General features: G+C 59.5%; 29 protein-coding genes. 4 read left to right on the forward strand and 25 right to left on the reverse strand.

The features are described 5' to 3' along the window. The 9 genes from panB to KVT38_RS30440 all read right to left on the reverse strand — a co-directional run. A partial coding sequence (gene panB / locus KVT38_RS30400) for a 3-methyl-2-oxobutanoate hydroxymethyltransferase (protein ID WP_217597505.1) occupies window positions 1–669 on the reverse strand: 669 nt, incomplete at its 3' end. A gap of 308 nt (window positions 670–977) precedes the next feature. Further along, window positions 978–1973: a biotin--[acetyl-CoA-carboxylase] ligase gene (locus KVT38_RS30405; protein ID WP_217597506.1), complete on the reverse strand. Its 996-nt coding sequence runs from the start codon at window positions 1971–1973 to the stop codon at window positions 978–980. 67 nt (window positions 1974–2040) lie between these two features. Beyond that, window positions 2041–3360 carry a CCA tRNA nucleotidyltransferase gene (locus KVT38_RS30410; RefSeq protein WP_217597507.1) on the reverse strand — a complete coding sequence of 440 codons (1320 nt, stop codon included), beginning with the start codon at window positions 3358–3360 and terminating at the stop codon, window positions 2041–2043. Window positions 3361–3420: 60 nt separating this feature from the next. Continuing rightward, entirely contained in the window at window positions 3421–4587 is a 1167-nt protein-coding gene (gene bshA / locus KVT38_RS30415) for an N-acetyl-alpha-D-glucosaminyl L-malate synthase BshA (protein ID WP_217597508.1), read from the reverse strand. Between the two features lie 64 nt (window positions 4588–4651). Then, entirely contained in the window at window positions 4652–5356 is a 705-nt protein-coding gene (bshB1, locus tag KVT38_RS30420) for a bacillithiol biosynthesis deacetylase BshB1 (RefSeq protein ID WP_217597509.1), read from the reverse strand. Beyond that, window positions 5353–5775, reverse strand: a complete 423-nt coding sequence (locus KVT38_RS30425; RefSeq protein ID WP_217597510.1) for a methylglyoxal synthase — start codon at window positions 5773–5775, stop codon at window positions 5353–5355. Before KVT38_RS30425 ends, bshB1 begins: the two co-directional genes overlap by 4 nt. A gap of 58 nt (window positions 5776–5833) precedes the next feature. Beyond that, a complete protein-coding gene (gene dapB, locus KVT38_RS30430; RefSeq protein ID WP_217597511.1) occupies window positions 5834–6637 on the reverse strand; it encodes a 4-hydroxy-tetrahydrodipicolinate reductase in 804 nt (267 codons plus the stop codon). A gap of 6 nt (window positions 6638–6643) precedes the next feature. Beyond that, window positions 6644–7195: a tetratricopeptide repeat protein gene (locus KVT38_RS30435; RefSeq protein WP_217597512.1), complete on the reverse strand. Its 552-nt coding sequence runs from the start codon at window positions 7193–7195 to the stop codon at window positions 6644–6646. Between the two features lie 43 nt (window positions 7196–7238). Then, on the reverse strand, window positions 7239–7625 hold the full coding sequence (locus KVT38_RS30440; protein WP_217597513.1) for a nucleotide pyrophosphohydrolase: 387 nt from the start codon (window positions 7623–7625) through the stop codon (window positions 7239–7241). Between the two features lie 69 nt (window positions 7626–7694). Here KVT38_RS30440 and KVT38_RS30445 point away from each other — a divergent pair, with 69 nt between their 5' ends. Then, window positions 7695–8564, forward strand: coding sequence for a YitT family protein (locus KVT38_RS30445; protein ID WP_217597514.1), 870 nt, complete (start codon window positions 7695–7697; stop codon window positions 8562–8564). 4 nt (window positions 8565–8568) lie between these two features. Here the strand turns inward: KVT38_RS30445 and KVT38_RS30450 are convergent, their stop codons facing one another. The 8 genes from KVT38_RS30450 to KVT38_RS30485 all read right to left on the reverse strand — a co-directional run bounded on the left by KVT38_RS30450 (window position 8569) and on the right by KVT38_RS30485 (window position 14721). After that, on the reverse strand, window positions 8569–9408 hold the full coding sequence (locus KVT38_RS30450) for a sporulation protein YpjB (protein WP_217597515.1): 840 nt from the start codon (window positions 9406–9408) through the stop codon (window positions 8569–8571). Window positions 9409–9448: 40 nt separating this feature from the next. Further along, window positions 9449–10117: a DUF1405 domain-containing protein gene (locus KVT38_RS30455; RefSeq protein WP_217597516.1), complete on the reverse strand. Its 669-nt coding sequence runs from the start codon at window positions 10115–10117 to the stop codon at window positions 9449–9451. 71 nt (window positions 10118–10188) lie between these two features. Beyond that, complete coding sequence (locus tag KVT38_RS30460) at window positions 10189–11061, reverse strand: menaquinol-cytochrome c reductase cytochrome b/c subunit (protein WP_217597517.1); 873 nt, start codon at window positions 11059–11061, stop codon at window positions 10189–10191. 19 nt (window positions 11062–11080) lie between these two features. After that, window positions 11081–11752: a menaquinol-cytochrome c reductase cytochrome b subunit gene (qcrB, locus tag KVT38_RS30465; RefSeq protein ID WP_217597518.1), complete on the reverse strand. Its 672-nt coding sequence runs from the start codon at window positions 11750–11752 to the stop codon at window positions 11081–11083. An 18-nt stretch (window positions 11753–11770) separates the two neighbouring features. Continuing rightward, complete coding sequence (locus tag KVT38_RS30470; protein ID WP_217597519.1) at window positions 11771–12304, reverse strand: Rieske (2Fe-2S) protein; 534 nt, start codon at window positions 12302–12304, stop codon at window positions 11771–11773. Between the two features lie 243 nt (window positions 12305–12547). Further along, a complete protein-coding gene (locus tag KVT38_RS30475; RefSeq protein ID WP_217597520.1) occupies window positions 12548–12985 on the reverse strand; it encodes a DUF2487 family protein in 438 nt (145 codons plus the stop codon). 134 nt (window positions 12986–13119) lie between these two features. Further along, window positions 13120–13299: an IDEAL domain-containing protein gene (locus KVT38_RS30480; RefSeq protein WP_217597521.1), complete on the reverse strand. Its 180-nt coding sequence runs from the start codon at window positions 13297–13299 to the stop codon at window positions 13120–13122. Between the two features lie 159 nt (window positions 13300–13458). Further along, window positions 13459–14721, reverse strand: a complete 1263-nt coding sequence (locus KVT38_RS30485; protein WP_217597522.1) for a hypothetical protein — start codon at window positions 14719–14721, stop codon at window positions 13459–13461. Window positions 14722–14943: 222 nt separating this feature from the next. Between KVT38_RS30485 and KVT38_RS30490 the strand changes: the two genes are divergently transcribed. Then, window positions 14944–15126 carry a hypothetical protein gene (locus KVT38_RS30490; RefSeq protein ID WP_217597523.1) on the forward strand — a complete coding sequence of 61 codons (183 nt, stop codon included), beginning with the start codon at window positions 14944–14946 and terminating at the stop codon, window positions 15124–15126. Between the two features lie 287 nt (window positions 15127–15413). Here the strand turns inward: KVT38_RS30490 and KVT38_RS30495 are convergent, their stop codons facing one another. The 4 genes from KVT38_RS30495 to KVT38_RS30510 form a co-directional block, all read right to left on the reverse strand. Next, a complete protein-coding gene (locus KVT38_RS30495) occupies window positions 15414–15986 on the reverse strand; it encodes a histidine phosphatase family protein (protein ID WP_217597524.1) in 573 nt (190 codons plus the stop codon). An 8-nt stretch (window positions 15987–15994) separates the two neighbouring features. Then, the gene (locus KVT38_RS30500; protein WP_217597525.1) at window positions 15995–16594 is read right to left on the reverse strand and encodes an anti-sigma factor family protein; all 600 of its coding nucleotides are present in this window, start codon (window positions 16592–16594) and stop codon (window positions 15995–15997) included. Beyond that, a complete protein-coding gene (locus tag KVT38_RS30505) occupies window positions 16591–17193 on the reverse strand; it encodes an RNA polymerase sigma factor (RefSeq protein WP_217597533.1) in 603 nt (200 codons plus the stop codon). Before KVT38_RS30505 ends, KVT38_RS30500 begins: the two co-directional genes overlap by 4 nt. Window positions 17194–17627: 434 nt before the next feature. After that, entirely contained in the window at window positions 17628–18455 is an 828-nt protein-coding gene (locus tag KVT38_RS30510; RefSeq protein WP_217597526.1) for an SMI1/KNR4 family protein, read from the reverse strand. A 123-nt stretch (window positions 18456–18578) separates the two neighbouring features. Between KVT38_RS30510 and KVT38_RS30515 the strand changes: the two genes are divergently transcribed. Together KVT38_RS30515 and KVT38_RS30520 are read left to right on the forward strand one after the other, a co-directional pair. Beyond that, a complete protein-coding gene (locus KVT38_RS30515; RefSeq protein WP_217597527.1) occupies window positions 18579–19010 on the forward strand; it encodes a MerR family transcriptional regulator in 432 nt (143 codons plus the stop codon). Between the two features lie 11 nt (window positions 19011–19021). Next, window positions 19022–19993, forward strand: a complete 972-nt coding sequence (locus KVT38_RS30520) for an aldo/keto reductase (protein WP_217597528.1) — start codon at window positions 19022–19024, stop codon at window positions 19991–19993. Window positions 19994–20122: 129 nt separating this feature from the next. Here the strand turns inward: KVT38_RS30520 and KVT38_RS30525 are convergent, their stop codons facing one another. From KVT38_RS30525 to trpB, 4 genes are all read right to left on the reverse strand, one after another. Continuing rightward, the gene (locus tag KVT38_RS30525; RefSeq protein WP_217597529.1) at window positions 20123–21271 is read right to left on the reverse strand and encodes a prephenate dehydrogenase; all 1149 of its coding nucleotides are present in this window, start codon (window positions 21269–21271) and stop codon (window positions 20123–20125) included. Between the two features lie 3 nt (window positions 21272–21274). Next, window positions 21275–22372, reverse strand: a complete 1098-nt coding sequence (hisC, locus tag KVT38_RS30530; RefSeq protein WP_217597530.1) for a histidinol-phosphate transaminase — start codon at window positions 22370–22372, stop codon at window positions 21275–21277. A 212-nt stretch (window positions 22373–22584) separates the two neighbouring features. After that, window positions 22585–23430, reverse strand: coding sequence for a tryptophan synthase subunit alpha (gene trpA / locus KVT38_RS30535; protein WP_217597531.1), 846 nt, complete (start codon window positions 23428–23430; stop codon window positions 22585–22587). Beyond that, the coding region (gene trpB / locus KVT38_RS30540; protein WP_217597532.1) for a tryptophan synthase subunit beta at window positions 23427–24342 on the reverse strand (916 nt) is incomplete at its 5' end. The genes trpA and trpB, both read right to left, overlap by 4 nt.

Below are 24342 nucleotides of genomic sequence, written 5' to 3' on the forward strand. Positions count from 1 at the left end.
GAAGCTTGCACAGCCCCGAATGCGGGTGCTGCGGACGCAGCCGCGCCCGGCGCCGATCCCGACCGTCGGAATCGACAGCGCGCGCGATACCGCCGCAGCCGCGGGCTCGACGACCAGCTCGGGCACGACGGCCGCTGCGCCGGCCTGCTCGAGCGCCTTCGCGTCAGCCAGCAGACGCGCGGCTACGGCCTCGACGCGGCCCTGCACCTTGTAGCCCCCGATCTGCAGTACCGATTGGGGCGTGAGCCCGAGGTGTCCGATGACGGGAATGCCCGCGGACACGAGCAGCGCGATCTCGTCGGCCAGCTCTGCGCCGCCTTCGAGCTTCACCGCATGGGCGCCGCCTTCCTGCATGAGCCGAGCGGCGTTGCGAAGCGTCTGCTCCTTGCTCCCGCGGTACGTCGCGAACGGCATGTCCGTCACGATCATCGTATGGGGAGCGCCACGAACGACGGCTCTCGTATGGTAAATCATATCCTCAAGCGTGACCGGCACGGTCGTCTCGTAGCCGAGCACGACGTTGCCGAGCGAATCTCCGACGAGAAGGACGTCTACGCCGGCCTCCTCGGCCAATCTTGCGGAAGGGTAATCATAAGCGGTCACCATGGCGATCGGCGAACCTTGGGCTTTCATCGATTTCAATTTTGGCGGCGTTAACGGTTGACTCATAAATTCGGGCTCCCTTCTGTGGGCGGCCAGCCATCCGAGCGCGCAAAAAAACCTTCGTTTGCCCATGAGCAAAGAAGGTGTCCATTCAGCAGGAACGCTTCACGTCCTTCTGTCTCGGTCCCTTGGGCTCAGAGCAGAATCCGCCGCGAATCATCACGGGTATTCGGTTCTTTTCGGCAAAGCTCGTCATTGGTTAGCATGTCTCTCAGTGCGGTTCGTCATGATACCGCCCGAGAGCTATATTATAGCAGAGCGGGCTTCGGTCGTAAACGGCCCGGTTCGACCCTGCGGCGACTTATGCGGCCGTTCTAGCCTTTGACGTTCGGCAGCGGCGCTGCGTCGCCGATCTCCGCCGAATAGATCGTGCGGACGCCGCCTTCCGGCAGCTCGACGCGAAGCCCTCCGCTGTCGTCCAGGCCCAGCGGCACGCCTTCGAAAAAGCCTTTGCCGGCTTTCAAGGATACGGTTCGGTTCAACGTGACCGAATACGTCTCCCATAGAATGCGGATCGGTTCGAAGCCTTGTTCCTTGTAGACGGCGTACAGCTGCTCGAATTCGAGCAGCACGGCGGCGATCAGCGCGGCGCGGTCGAACGCCCGGCCGGCCGCCATTTGGAGAGACACCGCGCGCGCGAGCAGCTCCTCCGGATAGTCCTCGGCGTCCAGGTTCACCGCGATGCCCAGGCCGACGGCGACGTACCGCAAGCGCTCGTCCTCGGTCGCGGACTCCAGCAGAATACCGCTGATCTTGCGGCCGTCAACGAGCAGATCGTTCGGCCATTTGATCCCGATCCGCAGGCCGGTCTCGCGGCTTAGGCTCCGGCACAGAGCGACCGCCGCGAGCAGCGTCAGCTGCGGCGCCAGCTGCAACGGCACGTCGGGGCGCAGCAGCAGGCTCATCGACACGCCGCGTCCCGGCGGCGACACCCATGAGCGGCCCATGCGGCCCCGGCCGTTGTCCTGGCGCTCGGCGATGACGAGCGTCCCTTCAGGCGCGCCGCCCTCCGCGAGCTCGCGCAGCACGTCCTGCGTAGAGGATACGACCTCGCGAATATGCAAATGCCTGCCGAACGCCGCCGTCCCGAGCTTGCTCTGAAGCTCCACGGCATTGATGCGGGAAGGCCTGCCGATCAAACGATAGCCTTTGCGCGGCACGGCTTCGATCGCGAACCCTTCGGCTTCGAGCCGGCGGATTTGCTTCCAGACGGCGGTCCGGCTCACGCCCAGCAGCCGGCTGATTTCCTCGCCCGACACGAATGCGTCCCGCTTGTCTTCAAGCAGCGTCAACAGCTGCGATTGTTCCATGGCCGCTCACCCTTCCTGCCTGAGCTAATGATAGCTCGATATTAATCGCGCCGATTTGACAAGCTCTTTAACGCTCTCGCAGTTCCTTTAAAAAAGCTATTCGCAGCGTTTCTTTATCGTTATTCAGCGTCCCCATCGCGACCTGCTCGAGCAGCCGCCGCAGTGCGATCGCGATCCAGGGGCCTGGCGGCTTGTTCGCCGCGGCACACAGCTCGTCGCCCTTTATCGCCAGATCCGCGGCCCGAACCGCTGGCATCGCCGCCGTCCACTCGCCCGCGGCCGCTTGGAGCTCGTCCGGCACCTCGAACGCCTCGCGCATCCGCTGCGCACCGAACAGCTGCTGCCAATCCGCAGCGGCCTCTAGCCCCCGGTCCAGCACGCCGATCGTCCAGTTTGTGCGCCACGCTTCCCGACCGGATGGGATGGACAAGCTTTGATGCAGGCGAACGATGTCGCCGATCCGCTTGACTCTTCTCCCCGCCAAGTGAAGCTGCTTCATCGCTTCCTCCGCTTCCTCGGCCGCAGCCGCGCCTGCGAGAAACAGCGCCGCCCAGCGCAGATCGGCATCCGCGCGTTCGGGCAAATACCGCGAAAGCCCCGACCGCGCCGAGCCTGCCGCCTCGATCAAGGCGTCCGCGGCGTCGGCCGACGGCGCCGCGATTCGTCCGAGGCGAGCGAGCCATGCCCCGGGCAGCGGCAGCTTAAACCGCGCCGGCAGCGAAGCCGCAAGCAGCAGCCCGAAGGCGCGTCCCGGATCGCCGGCCGACATCATCTTGTCCAGCTCCGCGCCGATGCGCTCCATCGCCACGAGCCGAAGCTTGTCCCGGCATGCGAGCACGCCCGCCCAGGTCGGCGCGTCGACGGCGAAGCCGTATCGCGCCGCAAAGCGCACGCAGCGGACGATGCGCAGCGCGTCCTCGTCGAACCGGCGTGCCGGCTCCCCGACCGCGCGCAGCCTGCGCGCTTGCAGGTCGTCCATGCCGCCGAACGGATCGACGATCGCCCCGTCGGCGCCCGCGGCCATCGCATTGATCGTAAAATCGCGCCTAGCCAGATCTTCGCGGACGTCCCGTACGAAAAACACGTCGTCCGGGCGCCGTCCGTCGCTGTACTCGGCCTCCTGGCGAAACGTCGTCACTTCAAAAAAAAAGCCGGAACGGCGAACCGTCACCGTGCCGTGCTTCAAACCCGTCGGCAGCGTGTCCGGGAACAAACGCAGCACCTGACCGGGATCGGCCGAGGTCGCGATGTCGATATCGCTCGCTTCGATCCCGAGCAGGGCGTCGTGGACGCAGCCGCCGACGAAATACGCTTCGCCGCCGGCTTCGCTTAAAGCATGCAGCACTTCAAGTCCCGCTTCCCACTGCGCCCCTTCGTAGCTCATCATGCCCGCCGCATCCCCTTAACCGGCCGGAGCAACTTGCCATCCGAGCGACGCCGGCGCCGGTCAGCGGCGTTCGCAGACGGGTTCGGTTATCGGAGCGGGCATGCCCAGCACATTATAATAAATTCGTTCGTACTGCGCAGTAATCAGGTCGTTGCAAAATTCGGTTCGCGCGCGCATCAGGCAGGCTTCCCTGAACTGCGCGTACAGCGCTTCGTCCGAGAGCAGCCGAACGGCGTGCGCCGCCATCTCGGACGTATGGCCGATCGGGGCGAGATACCCGGTCTGCCCGCTGACGACGAGCTCGGGAATGCCGCCTGCGGTCGAGCCGATTGTCGGTACGCCGCAGGCCATCGCTTCGAGCGCGACGAGACCGAAGCTTTCCTTTTCGGACGGAAGCAGCACGAGATCGGCCAGCGACAGCACCTCGGCGACGTCGTCCTGCTTGCCCAGGTAATGGACGCGGTGCTCGAGCCCCATCGACCTGATTTTCGACTGAATCTTCGGCAGATCCGGACCTTCGCCGACGAGGAGCAGCTTGGCGGGCACCTCCGCGTTGACCTTCGCAAAAATATCGACCACATCCGATGTTCGCTTCACCGGCCGGAAGTTGGAAATGTGCATGAGCACCTTTTCGTGAGGCTCCGCGAAATCTTTGCGCATGTCCGATACTTCGCGCGGATAATAGACGCGTTTGTCCACGAAGTTGTACGTCAATTCGATCGGCGTACGAATATCGAGCAGCTCCTGCGTCTCGCGAATGAGGTCGCGGCTGACGGCCGTGACCGCGTCGCTCTCTCCGATGCCGAGCCGGATAATGTCCTTGAGCGTCTCGTCCTGCGCGAGCACCGTGATGTCCGTCCCGTGCAGGGTCGTGACGATCTTCAGCTTGCCGCCGGACATTTGCTTAGCCAGAAAGGCACAAATCGCATGCGGCACCGCGTAGTGGACGTGCAGCAGATCGAGCTCCTGCAGCTTCGCGACCTGGTGCATTTTGCTCGCGAGCGACAGATCGTACGGCGGGTATCGGAACACGTAATAGTCCGACACTTCCACCTCATGATAATAAATATTGCGCTGGAACTTGCCTAACCGAAAAGGCATGCTCTGCGTTATAAAATGAATCTCGTGTCCCTTCTCGGCGAGCAGCTTGCCGAGCTCGGTGGCCACGACGCCGGAGCCGCCGAGCGAAGGATAGCAAGTAATGCCGATCTTAAGCGGTCTGTTCAATGCGTATCCCTTCTTCCAGAGGGTGAGCGGCCGTGTTGCGTTCGATGGCCCTGTTCAAGCTTGATTAAAACCCTTCCAGCTTCATTGGCCCTTTGGAAATGAAGCCTTCGGCGTAGGCGACGCGATGAGGCGCGCCGAACAGCCGGTCTCGCGCGGCTACATTGTCCAGATAGCCCGCCGTAAGCGGCGTAGGCACCCAGTCCTTCGTCTCCTCCATCGGAGCGAATTGAGAACGGTAAGCGGACAGCGCATCCATTTTGACCGCCTGGCACTCCGTAATATCGACGACCAGCTGGGGCGTATGCATATCGTTGATGAAATAGTAACAAAAAGCATCCGGCGTCCAGGCGTCCCATTCGGGCCGATAGCGACGCAGCTTCGCATTGAATACCGCTTCTTCGGCAAGCCGGCTGCATGCCGTATGGTCCGGATGCCTGTCCTCGAAGTACGGCGCGAACACGATGCGCGGACGATGCCGGCGAATGACCTCGACCAGCTTGTCCACCTGCTCGGAGCCCGCCTTCAGCCCGCGGTCGGGCAGACCGAGATTGCCCCTAACGGCAAGTCCCAACAGCTCGCTCGCCCTGGCGGCCTCCCGCTGGCGCGTCTTCGGATCGCCGTTGGACGACATCTCGGCGAAGGTCAAATCGTACAGGCCGACGCGGCGTCCCGCACGCGTTGCCTTGGCGATCGTACCGCCCATCCCGATCTCGGCGTCGTCCGGATGCGCCGCGAATACGAGCAAGTCAAGCTGCACGGCGTCGCTCATTCGTCGATCCCGGGCTTATACTTGTGGACGAGCTCCCGCCACGCGAAATCCCCGCGCTCCAAGCATTTGACCAACAGCTCCGCCGTCGCGACGTTGGTCGCTACCGGGATGCCCTGCACGTCGGACAGACGCAGCAGCGCAATGATGTCCGGCTCGTGTGGCTGGGCCATGAGCGGATCCCGAAGAAAGATAATGAAGTCCATTTCGTTGGTCGCGACCATGGCGCCGATCTGCTGGTCGCCGCCGAGCGGACCGGACGCGAACCGGTGTACTTGCAGCGATGTATTTTCCATGATGCGAGCGCCCGTCGTGCCGGTTGCATACAGCTTGTGAGGCTTGAATACGTGCTCGTAGGCGATGGCGAAGTTCACCATCTCTTCTTTTTTGCGATCGTGTGCGATCAGTGCGATATTCAGCATCGTTGAACCGCGTCTCCTCTCCCGGGAGCGGGATATTAAGTATAGTGCGTCCCTTTGATCAGTCGAGCAAATGCTCGAAGCCGTAAACCAATCCGGTTACGTCGACGATTTTTTTGACGGCGGTCGCCACGCCGGGCATGTAGCCCGCACGATCGTAGCTGTCGTGCCGGATCTTGAGCGTCTGGCCGTGACCGCCGAAGATGACCTCCTGCTGGGCGAATACGCCCGGAAGCCGCACGCTATGTATCCGGAAGCCGCCGAAATAACCGCCGCGCGCCCCCTCGATGATTTCCTCCTCGTTCGGGTTGCCCTGGCGCAGCTCGCGCCGCGTCTCGGCGATCCGCTCGGCGGTCTTGATCGAGGTGCCGGAAGGCGCGTCCAGTTTTTGGTCGCCGTGGTACTCGATGATCTCGTCGTGCGGCATATACTTGGCCGCTTCGGCGGCGAACTTCATCATGAGCAGGGCGCCGATCGAAAAGTTCGGCGCGATCAGGCAGCCGATGCCGCGCTTGCGGCACTCGCGGTCGATCTCGTCCATCTGCTCCTGCGTGAACCCGGTCGTCCCGACGACCGGCCTGACGCCAAGGTTGACCGCCGTCATCGTATTGGGCATCGCCGACTTCGGATTCGTAAAATCGACGAGCACGTCGGGACGGCTGTCGCGAAGCGCCCGCTCCAGATCGTCGGTCAACGCGACGCCCGCTTCGGGCAGCCCGACGAGCCGCCCCGCATCCTCGCCGGACGCGGAACGGCCGATGGCGGCCACAAGCGTCAGCGCCGGGTCCTCCAGCACCGTCTTCACAACTTCGCGCCCCATTCTTCCCGCTGCGCCGGCTACGGCCACTTTGATTTGCTGCGACATCCGCGATCACCTGTTCCTTCGTCTAGTATAGTGGGTATAAATGAGCCGCCAGCGTCTTGCGCGCTCCAGCTTCGTCTCGCGGAGCAGCCTGCCCGCTTCGAGCAGCATCGGATTCATCTCGTTGGCGGTCCGGAGCGCTTCGATCGCCCGGTCGTATTCGCCCGCAAGCCTGCAGGCGATGCCGAGCAGCAAATACGCGCCCGCGTCGAGCGGATCGAGCTCGACCGCCTCCTGCAGCAGCTCGATCGCCGTGTCCGGTTCGGGCTGCGGCTTCGCCAGCAGCGCCTTGGCCTGCCGGGCGAGCTGGCGCCCTTCGACCAGCCTGAGATGCAGGCGGTAGTCTGCTTCCTTCGGCGCAAGTCTTACGGCGGTTCGCGCATATTGGAGCGCCAAGTCGAGCTTTCCGCTCCTCGCGAGACTGATGGAGCCCTTATAATAGTAGGAGGCATTGTCCGGCTCCAGCTCGATCGCCTGTCGGAACCAAACGACCGCAGCTTCGAAGTCCGAGGCCAGGATGGCTTCGTAAGCGCGGCGCAAGCAATTTTCCCCGTCCGTCACATGTACCATCCTCCTCGAATTGGGGATGATACAGCATATGTATCTACGGGGTATCCGTGTGCTTCTTCGTCCATCTGTCGGCGTCGCGCGTGCCGAACTTATGAAGGACGCGTTCGATCGCTCGGGTCAGATCGATCCCTTCCCGGTTGGCGAAGCACAGGACGATGAACAGGACGTCGCCAAGCTCCATCTCGATGGAATTGTCGGCCTCGTCCGCCTTTTTCGGCTTCTCGCCGTATTTGTGATTAACTTCCCGCGCCAGCTCGCCCGCTTCTTCGGTTAATCTGGCCAGCATGGCGAGCGGAGAGAAGTAACCTTCCTTGAACTGTGAAATATAGGCGTCGACATCTCGCTGTATGTCGGACAGGTATCGCTCGGCGAGAACAAGGTCCGCGATTTGGGATTCGGCCACGTGTACGGTCCTTTCCATCGGTTTCTTCTTATGTTAGCGTAAGATGTCTGCAAAAATCAAATGAATTTCGGCATGGAGGTTTTGCGCATGACTCGGCAAAAGCTGTGGACATCGGTCCGTACGTGGAGCATTTTGCTGCTCGGCACCGCGCTTTACGGATTCGGTATCGTTTATTTTATCGTGCCGAATCGGCTGATGGAAGGCGGCGTGACCGGCGTCGGCATCCTGCTGCTCTATGCGGCGGGCCTGCCGGCCTCGGTCACCACGCTCGTTCTCAACCTGCCTCTATTCTGGCTCGGCTGGCGCAAGCTCGGCTTCCGGGCGATGATCTATACGTTCGGCGGCACGGTCTCCTTGTCCGTCTTTCTTTGGCTCTGGCAAGCGATGGTCGATCGGGGCTGGCTGACGCCGTTTACGACGCAGCAGGACTTTATTCTTGTCGTGCTCTATGCGGGCGTCACGCTGGGCGCGGGACTCGGGCTCGTCTTCTATGCCGGGGGCACGACGGGCGGCGTCGACATTATCGCGCGAATCGCGAACCGGCGTGGCGGGATCAGCATGGGCCAGTTCATTTTGCTCATGGATGTCGTCATCCTCGGCACTTCACTGATCTTCATCCCGAAGGAAAAGGTGCTCTATACGCTGGTCAGCGTTTTTATCTCGGCCCGCGTCATCGACTTCGTGCAGGAAGGCGCATACGCGGCCAAGGCTTTTACGATCTTGTGCCGGGATCCCGAGAAGCTGGCCGCGCAAATCACGAGCGAGCTCGAGCGCGGCGTCACGCTCCTGAACGCGGTAGGCGCTTATTCGGGCGAGGCCCGGATGGCCGTCTACTGCGTCGTCAGCCGCTTCGAAGTGCGCAAACTAAAAAGCCTCGTCCGTCAGCACGACAGACAGGCTTTTATCGTCATTGCCGACGTGCACGACGTGCTGGGCGAAGGCTTCCGAGAGGAATAGGCTTTTATTTTCTCCGCTGCTCTCCGCGGTATTTGCGCCAGCCCGAATACGTCAGCGCCGTCAGGATAAAGGCGCCGATCGCCGAGAAGAAGCCGGCTGGCGGCACCGTCGCCGGAGGCACCGATGCAGGAGCTTCGGCTGCCGGCGGGAATAGATCTTCCACCGCCGCGCCGATCCGAGGCGCGAGATCCTTCGTCAGCGACGGATTCGGCGAGGCGGCCGAGAAGACCCTGTCCGCATAACGAATGACGGCATCGGCGCGTTCGGCTTGCTCCGCTCTTCCCGCAGCGACGGCTGCGGCCCGAATTAGACCGTAATGTCCATTTAACGATTGAAGCCGCTCCGCCTCTTGACCCTCGCTGCCATCCGCGCGCGAGATCGCGGTCCGCAGCGCCGCTATATCTTCCCGCATCAATCTTCGATATTCCAGCCACAACCCTTGTCCCTTCGGGGACACCGCATCCGCCGCCAGCCTCAGCGAGGCCGAAGCCGCATACACTTCATCCGCGTCCGGAGATAACGCGCTCACCGCTCGCCGCATCCGGTCCATGGCCGCAGCCAGCGCAGCCGAGCTCTCCGGCGCGGGCCAGCGCTCGGGCGGTACCGCCTTTAACGCCTCTTCGGCCCGCGTCACGTTGCGCAGCACGACGAGCGGGTCGCCGTCGCTCACGGATCTATAGAGACTTTCCGCCGCCAGGCGGAACGCATCGACCGGATCCCGAGCGGACGGCGCGTCCGCCGCGGCGGCGGCCTGACCGCCCAGCCAGGCTTCCAGCCACAGGATCAATACCGCAGCCGCTAGCACGCGGCGCGACATCCGTATGCGTACACCGATCGTCGACATGGACATCCCTCCATTACAAACTATGAGGGGATGTCCAGCTTTAGACCTCGCTTCGAACCGCGCCCACGCGACTTGCGCGCCGATTCGCCAGCGATACGATCGCGGCCAGGCCGACGCTGAACGCGGTCAGCGCGAACGTGAAGATCGCGACGCCGATCAGACGGTCGTCGAGCGACTGCGGCAGGCTCGGGTAGACGCCGAAGCTGTAATCGACGATGTCGTTAAGCAGCGTCCATACGGCCGCTACCCCTACCGCGATCATACCGTACAGGAAAAAACGGCCGTACAAGACGGCGCATACCGCCATCGACAGATGCGAAACGATCAGCATCCAGTCCTGCCATACGATCGGGCTGCCGTAGGCCGCGCTCGCAAAAATAATGACCGTCGCCCAAACGCCGTATTTAATGGAAGTGACGACCGCCAGCGCCTCGATGACGCCTCTCGCGCCACGTGCGAATTTGCTTTGACCCGCTCCAAAAGGCGACAGCCATAGCCATAATGCCGCAATCGTAAAAAATAACGATGCCGTCGGGCTGTCGGGCACGAAAGGAAGCTGCCAGGCGGGATGGGTCCGCACCGTCTCGACCAGCTGATCTTTGTACCAGTAATAACCGTAAATCGTCCCGAATACGTAAAAAATCATGAGCAGCGTCATCAACCGATTTTGCGTCAAAAAACGGCGCGACAGCAAAACGTTCGGATCCATCCAAGCACCTCAGCCATCTGAAAGATATGGAAAGGGCCTGACCGTCCGGTCAGGCCCTTTGATCGTATGTCTTATTCCGCGGCGGCCTTCTGCTTCGCCAGCCAAGTCGCGACTTTGTCGATCTCTTCGTCGGACAGCGTGCCTTTGAAGGCCGGCATGCCGTCGCCCTTGCCGTTGGTGACGATCTCTTTGATCTGGTCGTGGTTCAGCGTGTCGCCAATCCCCGCCAGCATCGGACCGACCTGCCCTTGAAGCTCGGTGCCGTGGCAAGCGATACATTGCGCCTTCATCGTGACCGAGAATGCTTCGTCCTCGGGCGCGACGAGCGCCGGTATCTTTTCCTTGCCGTAGATGAAGCGGCCCTTGCCTTCGGCAATTTGCTCCTCGGACTTCATCTCCCGCTCGATATGCTCGGGGATCGTGCCGCTCGCTTCGAGCTCCTTCGTATAGTGATGCCACGATACCCAAGTCAGGTATACGCTGGCGATCAACGTGACGAACATAAGCGCAGATGCGATCGGCCGCCGATAGAAGCGGCGTTCCTTGCCCGTATCGAGGAACGGAGCGAGGAACAGGGCGCCGAACATAATCGCCGGGATCCCGATCGTACCGAGCACAATGTAGTTCTCGGACGTATACGGATACTTAAGCAGCTGATAGATGAACAGGAAGTACCAGTCCGGCATCGGGATAAACGCGCCGTTAAGCGGGTTCGCAGGGTAGCCGAGCGGAGCGGGCTCCGCGATCGTCAGCGTCAGAAACCCAACGAGGACGACGACGCCGGCCATCCATTCCTTCAGCAGGAAGTTCGGAATAAACGCTTCGGACTTGCCGGGGAAAGCCGTGTAGTCCGGCGGAGCCGGCTTGTCCGGATGCGGCTTGCGAATGCGCGAGTCGCCTACGTAAACGACCTTCTCGTTAGAATTGCCTTTACCATGTGCCAATGCTTGCCACTCCTCTCTCTTACAGCGGCCCGGAGATGCCCTGTTTGCGAATCATGAAGAAGTGTGCGGCAAGCAGCGTGAGCAGCACGCCGGGCAGGAAAAACACGTGAATCGCGAAGAATCGAGTCAGCGTCTGCGCGCCGACGATCGTGCCGCCGGCCAGCAACTCCTTGATATATCCGCCGATCCACGGGACCGAACCCGCAATCTCCATGCCTACCTTGGTTGCAAAGTATGCTTTGTTGTCCCACGGAAGCAGGTAACCGGTGAAGCCGAGTCCCAGCATGACGAAGAAAATGAGCATTCCCACGATCCAGTTCATCTCGCGAGGCGCCTTGTAGGAGCCGGTAAAGAAGACCCGAAGCGTATGTAGGAACATCATAACGATAACGAGGCTCGCGCCCCAGTGGTGCATGCCCCGGACGATTACGCCGAAGGCGACTTGGTGCTGCAGATAGTCGACGCTGTAGTAAGCGTTGATAATATCCGGCACGTAGTACATCGTAAGAAACATCCCCGAAAGGATCTGGATGACGGTAATAAAGAACGTCAGTCCGCCGAAGCAATATACGAACGCGGAGAAATGGTGAGCCGGGTTAACGTGCTCAGGCACTTCGTGGTCCGCGATATCTCTCCACATCGGCGTAACGTCGAGACGTTCGTCAATCCAGTTATACATGCCTTTAAACATGGACGAGACGCCCTCCTTCTATACCCGTGTGTTCGATTCCAGCGGTCCGAGATATACCCAGCCGTTCTCGACCTTGACTTGGTATTCGTCAAGCGGCTTCGGCGCCACCTTGAGATTTTTGCCGTCTTTCGTATATCTTGCACCGTGGCAAGGGCAGTGATACTGGTTCGGCGCTTCTTCGCCGCTCCAGCTGATCGTACAGCCCAAGTGCTTGCACACCGGGGACAACGCAAAAATCTTGCCGCTGTCGTCCTTCGCTACGAAAGCTTGGAGCTTCGGGTCGCTCTCGTACCACCCGTCGACCTGGTGAACCTTGAAGTCGATGCTCTTCGGCTCCTTGGTCACGTCCTTCTCCTCGATCGCCTTGACGAAAGCGGTCTCAGCCTTCTTCTGCAAAAGCGGGTCTACAGCGAAGCGCAGCATCGGGATGATCGCGCCGCCCGCCATGAATGCAGTGGCACCGCCGAGCGTATAAGATAGAAATTGACGTCTTGTCATTTCGTTGCGCTTGATCGGCTTATGCGAGGTTTCGTGCTGCTTGTTGTGGTCCATTTTTTCTACCCCCTTTGCCCACCAAAATCGCGTCCGATACGGACTTTCACCTTTTGTTCACAAGGACATACCTATAATATCCCACGTGTCAAAGAGCGTCAAGAATACCCGTTCCCGATTTGGACACATCTCGGAATTGCGCGAACTAAAATGTTGTCATTTTGTCACATTTAACCGAGGGCGAACCTGCTTTTGTTATGCCCCGTTCCATCGATCCTATACAGACCGCGGAGCTCTCCCCCGTCAAGCCTTCGCCGAACGCTTCCACATGTCCGACACGAGCCGCCGCAGCGCCTCCGGATCGGGCGCGTCGTCATCGGTCGCCGGATTCGCGAACAGATCGGCCGAAGGTACGCACGTCTCGTCCCAGCCGGGCCTGCCCGACACGACGACGACGAATTTGAAGCCCCCCGTCTTGATCCGGCTGCAGAGCGCGTCGAGCGACGCTTCGTCGCCGGGTCCTATGTAATGATGGGCCGGATAGGTGACCGTCCTGCCCTTGAACGCCGATTCGATCGGCGCGAGCCAGTCGCCCGCCGAGCCGACGAGCTCGGCCGCTGCCGGCGGCGATTCGCCGCCGAGCAAGCCCGTCACGGGCAGCAGCGCCGTGTCCAGGTATGGCTGCAGGTCGCCCCAATTGCTTTCGTCAAACTCGCTGAATCTCATCGTTTCGACTACCATCCTTTCCGTATGCTCCCTCTATCCTACCCGATTCGCGCGCGCTTGCAAGCCATTTTTTACCCGGATCCCGGGTCAAGCAAAAACAGACTCGTCCCGCGGCGCGGGCGAGCCTGCCTGATTGCCAAGCGGCTGTCCTAATGCAAAATGGCCTTCAGCTCTTCGGTCAACCGCAGGAACGATTCGGAATCTCCTTCTTCGAGCGCGTGGTCGATTTCGCCGTACAGCTGCTCCTTGCGGAATTTTCGCAGCGCCTCGTCAAGCGTCATCTCGGCCGCGAGGCCGAGCATCGTCTCGTATGCGATTCTAATGTCCATGGGTTGCCCTCCTGATCCTTCGCGAGGCAATCGGCGAATCGCGATGCCTCCCGCGTAATTTGCGGTCTTTGCCGCATGGTGATTAACGCTGCTTTGAAAAGAATCGATGCTCCGCTCCCGACCGATCGCTTAGGTTCCTCTCCGGCAGCTTTGCCGCGGTCACACGGCGCCGTACGACCAAGGCAGCGCGTCCTCGAACCGGATGTCGCTCCCGGCCACGAGCACGACGCCCTGCGGCGTCATCGTCACGACCGCCTCGCTCTCCGCCGTCTCTCCGAGCCTAAGCAGCCCCAGATGAAGCATCATCGCCAGCGTGCGCTGCTCGAACACGCTCTTTTCCGAATCGTAATAATAGGGCTTCACGAGCGGAAGCAGTGTGGAACCGAGCGAAGCGACGGTGACCCACGAATGTCTGGACAGCCTCATAACCCATTGCGTCAGCGCCTGCAAATTCGGCACCGGAAGCTTATAGAGCCGCAGCCAGAACCGGTACAATTCCGCCGGATCGCAGGACGCCTTTCCGTCCGCCATCTCCTTGCCACTGTCCGAGATCTTGAGTTCGCCTTCCTCTTCGAGCAGCAGCCCGGAATAGTAGGCGTAGTCGTAGAGCAAAGAGAAGCGTTCCGGGTATTCCTTGAACCGCCTGCCGTACCCGAAGCGGAAAGCGGTCTTCGCCGGCGCCTGCTCCATCACCGAGAACGTGTCTAGCAGCTGCTGCAGCTGCCGCTTATAAAGGTAGCCTTCTGCGGTGAGCGGCATGTCGTGATCTCTGACGAACTTGAGCATCCGCTCGAGATCGCCGGCCATCATCCCCCGCTCGTCGCGGTATGCGGGGGGCTCGTCGCGAAAGACGACACCGCCGCGAAACCGCTCTTCAATCGCGTCGCTCAGCCTTTTTTTCACGTCCTCCGGCACATGGAACAAATACCGCGTCTGCTGCGTGATGCCGCCGAACAGCCAGCCGTAGCGCTTGAACCGCGCGATCGCGCTTCTGCGCTCGTCGGCCGGGCTTGCCGGCTCATCCTGCTGCTTGGCCTTTTTCCGGCCGCCCGCTCCCGTTCGTTTTGAGCTGGCGGCTTTGACGGCGGCGGCACCATTTGATTTAGATGCGCCGCCCTCCGTCTGCTGCCTGGCGTCGCCTCCCTGGGCAGGCGCAAGGTCCGCCGCCAGCGCGGCTCTTGCCGTCAAATCCTCGAGACTGTAGGCCGCCCGCTTTTCGAAAAGCAGGGAGTTCAAAAAACGGAGATCGCCGACACTCATCTCCTCGACGCGCCGCGCCAGCACTTCGCGCCGCTGCACGGCGCTTAAGATCGATTGAATCAGCTCGTTTTTGGAATGGCTGCTGCACTCGCATTGATAGACTTCCGCGATGCCGGACAATTGCGAGATGTCCGCATAGCTGAGCATGTCCGCCAGATTCATCGGGATTCCTCCTAAAAACCGCTGATAGGAGCAGTATCGTCGCGTTGGCGCGCATTTAAACGTAAACCGGGCTGAGGCCGCGCACGACAAATAAGCCACGCATGGACGCGTGACGAACGGACGGATGAGTCGTAAAACTTCTGCTAGAGTGATGGGCGTGAGCGAAGTTGCACGGAAAAACCACACAACTTGCTTCGAACCGCCACCCAGGAGCCGAGTTACATGGAAAAACCGCGTAATTTGCGTAAAATCGCCGCCCAAGAGCTGAGTTACACGGAAAAACCGTTTAACTCCACGCCGATAAGCGCAAATGGGCGTTATCTCCACCTCTGCTGCGGTCTGGATGGTACTGATGAGCGCAAATGGGCACTATCTCCACACTTGCGGCGGTTTGTACGTTACTGATAAGCGCAAACGAGCGCTATCTCCACCCTTGCGGTGGTCATAAAGGTGCAGATAGGTGCATAAAGGCATTAACGCCCGCCCCATGCGTCCGCTCACCCCGCCTCATTTGCAATCAACCGCCACTCGCCGATCTCAATTGCACCAACCCGCTGACTTCCCACCTGCCGCGAGAGTGTGGTTTGCAAGAGAATCCTGCGGTTTGTCTTCACCTTATACTTTCCGATCGGCGCAAAAAACCGACCGGGGTCGGCCGGTCGGCTTCATTCGAAATTCTATGAGGGCCCGCTTCAAGCGAGATGCGCCGTACAATTGTGAAGCGTGGGCACCCAGGCGCCCGCCTCGCGCTCCAGTATCGTCAGTGATAAATTGGCGATCCGGCTGTCGTCCACACCGCTGTCGAGGGCGTGCAGCAGCTGGGCCAAAAAGCTGCCGTGCGTCACGACCAGCCAGCTCTCGCCCGGACGGCTCGAGGTAAAAGACTCCACAAAAGCAAGTCCTCGCGCTCTCACTTGCTCATCCGATTCCTGACCGGGAACCCGTCCCCGCCAATCGGCCCCCCAACGGGCCACCCGCTCGTCCTCGGTCGTGCCTTCCGCTTCGCCGAAGCTGCGTTCGCGCAGCAAGGCATCGCCGACAAGCGGCAGCGCGAGCCGTTCCGCGATCAGTTCCGCCGTTCGCTTCGCGCGCATGAGATCGCTGCTGACGATGCCGTCCCAGGTCGCCGGCTCCCGGCGCAGCCTGTCCGCCAGCAGCAGCGCCTGCCGTTCGCCCTCCGCGCTAAGCGGAATGTCCGTCGCGCCTTGAATCCGGCCTGCCACATTCCATGCGGTGACGCCGTGCCTGACCAAACCCAGTTTCATTCTGCCGCTCATATCCTTTTCAACCTCGAATACCAGTTTACGATAAGCAATGCCGCTAAAATACCGAGCACCGACAGCATGATCCAATAGCCAGGCATCGTCGGCGACGAATTCAGCACGAACGGGTCGCTCATGCGGGACACAGGCATGTCAATCTGCAGTGCGCCGTGCATATCGCCAGATCCTGCCGCATCCATGATGCTGGCCGGCTCCGCGCGGTCCGCATGCATACGATCGTACAGCGTGAGCAAAATGCCGCTGCCGCATAACGCCAGCAGGCAAGCGACGATCGTGACGACCCTTCGGCGGAACGGCCCCGTGAACACATAAGCCCTGCGCGCGGGCGGCAGCAGCCAGCCGTCCTCCGTATATATGCGGCTCATGACGCTGTCGTTAACCGCCTGGGCCGCCTGCACGGGAACCGATTCGGACTCCTCGAGCGCGACCTCGCGTATGAGCGCCGCACTTTCCTCCCACCATCGGAACTCGGCCGCGCACGCCGGGCAGCCCGCCACGTGTGCGTCAACCTCGCGCCGCTGCGGATCGCCCTCTTCGAGATCCCAATACGCTTCCATCTGCTGCTGAACGTGTCCGCACGTCAGGGTCATCTTGACTTCAACTCCTCGTAAACCTTCATCAGGGCCGGCTCGGGCTCGTGAAAATATTTTTCCAGTTGGATCTTGACGCTGGCTCTCGCGCGAAACAGCAGCGACTTGACCGCGCTGACCGTCTGCCCGAGTATGCCTGCGATCTCCTGGTAATCGAGCCCTTCGTACTCTCTGAGTACCAGCGCGGATCGCTGTTTTTCCGGCAGGTTGTTGATCGCATCGCGCACGAGCGCCACTTTTTCGTTGCGGAGCAGCGTCTGCTCCGGCGCCGCCTCATAGGGCGCGAGCGGCACATAGGTCGTGTCGTCCAGCGACAAATGGGCCGCCTTTTGCTTGCGAAGCTCGCTCAGCACCGTATTGCGCGATATCGTATACAGCCAGGTGGAAAACGAAGCGTCGACCTCGCGAAACGAATGCAGGCTCCGGTAAGCTTTGTAAAAAGTTTCAGAGCAAAGATCCTCGGCCATCATCTCAAGCTTGGCACCGCGCAGCATATGATAAATAAAAGATAAAATCTTCTTCTGATATTTGGCCATCAACTCGGAATACAGCTCCGTGTTGCCTTCCTTGATTTCCCGAATCAGTTGAGAATCGGTCATCATTTTAACGCGACCTCCACCTTCCGGGGGGCGTCTTCAGCCTGTATAGCGTTATACCGGCATTCGGACATAAAGTTGCGATTGCAGCCAAAAGAATCATGGCATCCCCAGTTTTTTACATAAGATATCGTCATTGTATCATAGGAAGTCTCTATAAAGAATTAAATTAGCCTTAAAAATTTCTCAATAATGGTTCGATGCGGGCCAAAACGGGGCAAAAACCCGAAATCAGTTTACTTTTCATCGATGATCCCACTTCGATTTTTATCTAGCCTTATGTAGCGTTTTCGAGCCTGAACTATAAAAAAAACACCGCCCTACGGGCGGTGCCGAATGCAAGAAGCATTCAGGATTAGGATAGGAGTGGAGAGAAACCATACTGTACTTTTATTATATGTATCCGTTTTCAATTTGTCAATAAGCGTTTTCATTTTTTATTCAGCATATTTGAATTTGATATTTCCGTGCATTTCCCCAAAATCTTCGATCGCCTGCTTCGTTTGTGCCCCGATCAGAATGTCCGCCATCATGCCGTTTGAACGGAACCAGCCTAGTCTGCGTTCACTTTCGTTATAGAAAAGAGCGCAAAACGGATGAAAATACGTGTCCAATGCCCGGAATGTATCGCTAAACTGTTGTTCAGCGAGCTTTCTCGCTTGCAGCGAGGATACCAACTTGCCCTTTAATCGACCTTTAGCGGAATGCTTCATATGACCGATGGCAAAGATCGCTGCTGTAATCATGACGTTTTCACAGAAAGACTCCATATGGGGTTCCCAATACCACGCTTCATCGTTCATGAACATGATTTGTCTCTTATCCGTCGATAACGCAAAGGGCTCTTTTTTTCTCATCCGATAGACGATATTTCCGTCCGAAACATAGAGCTCGTCAAGCGGTAAGTAACGGTCCTTCTTTTTCACATTTCCGTCGGTCGTCAGCGATGGATCGTTGCCGGCAACAAGATAAAATGTGCGCATTTCGGCCGGCAATGAGACACCCAGCCTTCTTTCCGCATCTTCGATTTGTTCTTCCGTGCAGCCAACAGAAATATCACTCCCATGAACGATGTATCTTAAAGTTTTCAACCATCGTTCCATATTCCGGATTTCTTCGTCGGATGCTCCGTGATTTTGAACCAATTTCGGAGCTTGGCCGTCCTTGCCTTCACTTAAAATTTCGGATGAATAATACGTGCCGAAAAATTCCTTTCTGCCGCAATTATCTACGGTATATGTACCGGTTAGCTTAACAGCTTCCACGCAGATTCCTCCCCGTCGTCTCTATAAACGATTGTATTAAAATTACGCTTGCCTTAAAGTGTGCTTTAAGCCTTAAGCTTAGCTAGACCTGGCCGTCCTTTCAAAAAAGGGGAGAGTGTCGATATGTCATTTACGATCAAAGAGGCATCGGAACGGCTTGGTTGCCCGGCGCATACCATTCGGTTTTATGAGAAGGAGGGATTGCTTCCTTACATTAAGCGAGATCGGCACGGCAATCGTCTGTTCGAGCAGGATCATCTGGACTGGATCCGATTAATGACGTGTTTCCGAGCCACAGGTATGAAAATTTCCTTGTTGAAGCAGATGGTAAACCTCGCATTAGACGGCGATGCCACCATTCCGCAAAGAAAAGCGATCTTAAATCAGTATAAAGAACAATTGTTCCGACGTCAGAACGAACTGGCTGAAGCCCTTGATGCCGTCAATAACAAGCTTGCCATCTACGAAGAAATTGAGGAAGGAAGGCTTCCATCCGAGAGCAGATTGCTGAATCAAATGGAAGACCGACACAACCAGCAAACTAAACGAGAATGAGGGATGTACGCATGAAACAAAGAGTTTTGGGCAATAGCGACATTACGTTATCTGCGATCGGTCTTGGCATTATGGGCATGTCTCCGGGCATGTATGGCGAGACGAACGACGAACTTTCGATAAAGACGATCCAGCGCGCTTTGGATCTAGGCGTCACCATGTTCGATACAGCCGACGTTTACGGGAACGGTCACAACGAAGAGCTGCTTGGAAAAGCAATCGAGGGCCGTCGCGAGCAAGCCGTTATTGCGACCAAGTTCGCTTATACCCCCAATTACGAAAGCCTCAGCGGCCGTCCCGAATACGTGAAAAAGGCTGTGGAAGCCAGCCTGCTCCGCTTAAAAACAGATTATATCGATCTGTATTACCAGCATCGAGTCGATCCTCAAGTTCCGATCGAAGAGACGGTCGGGGCGATGGCCGATCTGGTCAAAGCGGGTAAAGTCCGGGCACTGGGACTGTCCGAAGCTTCTGCCTCCACCCTTCGCCGGGCCCATGCCGTCCATCCGATTTCCGTGTTGGAGAGCGAATATTCGTTATGGAGCCGTGACATCGAAGATGAGATTCTGCCTGTTGCAAGTGAACTTGGGATCACGCATGTTGCATACAGTCCGCTCAGCAGAGGCTTTATCTCCGGCGAGCTTCTTACGTTCGAGGATTTGGCTGCCGACGATCTTCGCAGATGGATGCCTCGGTTCCAGGGAGAGAACTTCCGCAAGAACGTAGAGATCGTCGATAAGATCAAGGAGATCGCGATAGAAAAAAACTGTTCGCCCTCTCAACTAGCCATCGCCTGGACGATCGCCAATGGAGCGCTGCCGATTCCAGGTACGAAACGAATCAAGTATTTGGAGGAAAACGCCGCTGCTGTGGATATCGTCCTCTCGAAAGAAGACCTTATGCGCATCGAAAATGTGAGTCCTAAGAACGCTGCGCAAGGCACTAGATACATGAAAGAACAAATGACGCTGCTCGAAGGTTAAGCCACCACAAGGTATTTACTCCAGTGCCTTGTCCAGCAGAATTCTAAAATAAAAACAAGGCTGTTCTTCGTCGACGCAAGCGACCGAGAACAGCCTTGTGTTTTGTTCAGAACGAGTAGTCGATAAATTTTAAAAATAAACCGAGTATTGAAGCGTCCGGAGAAGCTCTACCGCGCGTTCGAGATCTTCGCCGTGGCGGAAAGACAGGCGCAGCACGCCGGGCACGTCTTCCCTGCTCTCGATAATGTGCAGGTTGCTCAGGTTGATGCGGGCCTGCCCGAGCTCCGTCGCGATCCGGCCGACGATGCCCGGCTGATCCGGCACGTCGACGTAGCACTCGTGCAGCGAAGTGATCATGCCCTTGCGCCGCTCGGGCAAATTGTCGCGGAATCGGCCGGCGTCGCTGAACCGTTCGACGATGCCCGCGCCTTCCCGCTCCTCGAGCAGCCGTTCGAACGCCGCGATCTCTCCGCGCCAGTCGGCCAGCAGCTTCAGCAGCACGTCGCGGTTGCCGAGCAAAATATCGCGCCATATGTACGGATCGCTGGAAGCGATTCGTGTGATATCGCGGAATCCGCCTGCGGCCAGACGCCGGTACAAGTCGTTCGATTCGTTGTATCCCGCGATCTGGTTGACCAGCGCGACCGCGATAATATGCGGCAGATGGCTGATCGCGCCGACGATGTCGTCGTGCAGGCCCGCCTCGATCTTGACGATGTTCGCGCGCGTCCAGCGCAGCAGCTCCTCGAGCCGTTCGATCGCCTCCGGCGGCGTGCCCATCGAGGGCGTCAGCACGTAGAACGCATTTTCGTACAAGTCCGGGGTGGCGGCTTCGACGCCGGAGCGCTCCGAACCGGCCATCGGGTGGCCGCCGATGAACACGGCGCCGCTGAGCTTCAGACTCTCGGCGTAGTTCACGACGGAAGCCTTCGTGCTACCGACGTCCGTGATGATGCATCCGGGCTTCAGCGGCAGCTCGGACAGTTGCTTCAAATAGTCGTCGAGCATGCCTACCGGAACGCACAGGACGATGACGTCCGCGCCGGCCGCCGCCTCTTCCATCGACGTCGTCGCCTCGTCGACGACGCCGAGCGCCAAATACTTGTCCACCGATGCCGCGTTCACCGAATGGCCGACGACGGTAAGCCCCGGCTTGCCCTTCCAGCACAGCGCCAGCGAGCCGCCGATCAATCCGACGCCGAAGATGGCGATCCGGAGCGATGGCTTTTCGTTAGGTATCGATTGCGACTTTTCGTGAACGGCTTTGCCTTCGATCATACCTTACGCCCGCACCCCGATTTCCTGCAAAACGGCTTCAAGCGCTTCCGCGACCTTCGCATTTTGCTCGGCGCTGCCTACCGTTATGCGGATGCGCGTCGGATAGCCGCGCTGGCCGGCCCGGATGATGACGCCCTTGCGGAGCAGCGCCTCGAACACTTCAAGAGAAGGACGCTTCACGTCGACCATAATGAAATTGCCGTGCGCGGGGAAGTAGTCGAGCCCGAGCCTGTCGAACGCCCCGCGAAGAAAGGCGAGGCCCTCGCGGTTGGCGGTGCGGCACTTGTCTAAAAATTCGTCGTCGTTCAACGACGCCAGCGCGGCCGCCTGGCCGAATCTGGACGTGTTGAACGGCTCGCGCACCTGGTTGATCGAACGGATCAGGCTCGGGGCCCCGATGCCGTAGCCGATGCGAAGCGACGCCAGCCCGTAAATCTTCGAAAACGTGCGCAGCAAAATCAGATTCGGATAGCGCTTCAGGAGCGCTAGGCCGTCCGAATAGGACGGATCCTCCACGTATTCGCAATACGCCTCGTCCAACACGACAAGGACGCGGTCCGGCACCTGGTCGAGGAATGCGGTGAGCTCCTCGTCGCTGACGATCGTGCCCGTCGGATTGTTCGGATTGCAAATCCAGACGATCTTCGTCTTGTCGTTCACTTTAGCCAGCATCGCCGGCAGGTCGTGCTTGCCGTCCTTAAGAGGCACTTCGACGCTGACGCCGTTTTCGATCGTCACGTTGTGCTTGTACTGCGGGAACGTCTCGACGGCCATTACCGTCTCGTCGCCCGGCTGCAAATAGGCGCGTGCGATCATCAGTATAATTTCGTCGGAGCCGGCCCCGAAAATGATCTGGTCGGCGTTAACGCCCGTGCGCTTCGCGATCGCGTTCGTCAGCTCGACGGCCGCGCCATCGGGATAAATGCTGATTTGGTCGAGCTCGCGGCGAATCGCCTCCACAGCCTTCGGGGAGCTGCCGAACGGATTTTCGTTGGAAGCCAGCTTGATGACCTCGTCGAGGCCTAGCTCGCGCTTTACTGCTTCAATCGGCTTGCCGGGTTGATAGACGGGCAAATCGACGATATTCGGTTTGGGCTGCATAAAATCGGTTCCTCCCTGGCTTCATCATAAAGGACGGAGCGATTGTCCGCTCCGTCCCAAGAACAACGTGCCTCTATTGTGACATATCTCTATGTCGCTGTACAGATGCAAAGCATTTAAGCAAACCTAGGCAGGTCAAACCAGAGCGCTGTTTGCGTAATATCCGTGGCTGTGGGCTGCCGGCAAGCCGCGGAAGACCGCTCGCCTCCCGGTTAGGCCGTCTCGGATTTGCGCGGCTTCAAGTCCGCGATAAATGCCTGAACTTCGGCCAGTCCCGCCTTCGTCCGCTCGGCATCCGCGAGCGCTTCCGGCGGCAGCGACGTCTCGACCTGGCGTACGATCGCGCTGCCGACGATAACGCCGTCGGCCACGCCGGCAAACCGCTCCGCCTGCTCGCGCGAGGAGATGCCGAAGCCTACGCAGATCGGAACGCTCGACGCGCGGCGAACCGTCGCCAGAAATTGGTCGATGCCCGCGTGGAAATCGGCACGCACGCCGGTCACGCCAAGCGAGGACACGCAATAGACGAAGCCCTTCGCCTTGGAAGCGATCCGCTCGACGCGCGCTTCGGACGTCGGTGCGACGAGTGGAATAAGGTGGACGCCCGTCCGCTCCGCAATTCCGCGCACCTCCGCGTCCTCTTCGAGCGGCAGGTCGGGAATGATGACGCCGCTGAAGCCGTGCTCCTGCAGCAAGGCGAAAAACCGCTCGAGCCCGAGCTGCAGCGCAGGGTTAAAGTAAGTGAACAAGATGAACGGCATCCGCACGCCGGCGGCGCGCGCCTTGGACGCGACGCCGATGCAGTCGGTCAGTGAGATCCGGTGGCGCAGCGCCCGCTCGGAAGCGCGCTGGATGACCGGTCCGTCGGCCAGCGGGTCCGAATACGGCACGCCGAGCTCGATCATATGCGCGCCTGCCGCTTCGGCTGCGGCGATGAGCTTGACCGAAGTATCGAGGTCGGGATCGCCCATCGTCAAAAAGGGAATGAGCGCCGTCTCGCCGCGCGCGGCAAGCTCCGCGAATACGGCGTCGATTGCATTAGCAGTGGCCGTACTCATGGCAGATCTCCTCCCAAATATCCGATGATCGACTCGACGTCCTTATCCCCGCGACCGGACAGGCTGATGACGATCGTCTGATCCTTCGGCAGCGTCGGCGCCAGCTTCAGCGTGTGCGCGACGGCATGCGCAGACTCGAGCGCAGGGATAATGCCCTCCTTGCGGGAGAGCAGTTGAAGTGCGTCGAGCGCCTCCGCGTCCGTGATCGGCACGTATTCCGCGCGCTTGATATCCTTCAGGTAGGCATGTTCGGGTCCGATGCCCGGGTAATCGAGCCCCGCCGAGATCGAATGCGCCTCCTGCACCTGCCCGCCTTCGTCCTGAAGGACATAGCTCATAGAGCCTTGAAAAACGCCCGGCGTTCCCTTAGTCATCGTCGCTGCGTGCTTGTCCGTGTCGACGCCCCGTCCCGCCGCTTCGACGCCGATCAGGCGAACGCCGGAATCGCCCACGAACGGATGGAAAATGCCCATCGCGTTGCTGCCGCCGCCGACCGCGGCGACGATGGCGTCGGGCAGCCGACCTTCCGCTTCGAGAATCTGGTCCTTCGTCTCGAGACCGATGACGCGCTGGGAGTCCCGCACCTTCATCGGGAAAGGATGCGGGCCCGTGACCGAACCGAGAATGTAGTACGTATCGTCGACGTGGCTGACCCAGTAGCGCAGCGTCTCGTTGCAGGCACCCTTCAATGTGCGGGTGCCCGAGGTGACGGGCACGACTTCCGCGCCGAGCAGCTTCATGCGAAAGACGTTCAGCGCCTGGCGCTTCGTGTCCTCCTCGCCCATGAACACCTTGCATTCGAGGCCGAGCAGCGCAGCTACCGTCGCGGAAGCGACGCCGTGCTGGCCGGCGCCCGTTTCGGCGATGATTTTCTTTTTGCCCATCCGCTTCGCGAGCACCGCCTGCCCGATC

Origin of the sequence: Cohnella sp. GbtcB17 (assembly GCF_019091135.1) — a bacterium.
In the GTDB taxonomy this organism is placed as follows: domain Bacteria; phylum Bacillota; class Bacilli; order Paenibacillales; family Paenibacillaceae; genus Cohnella.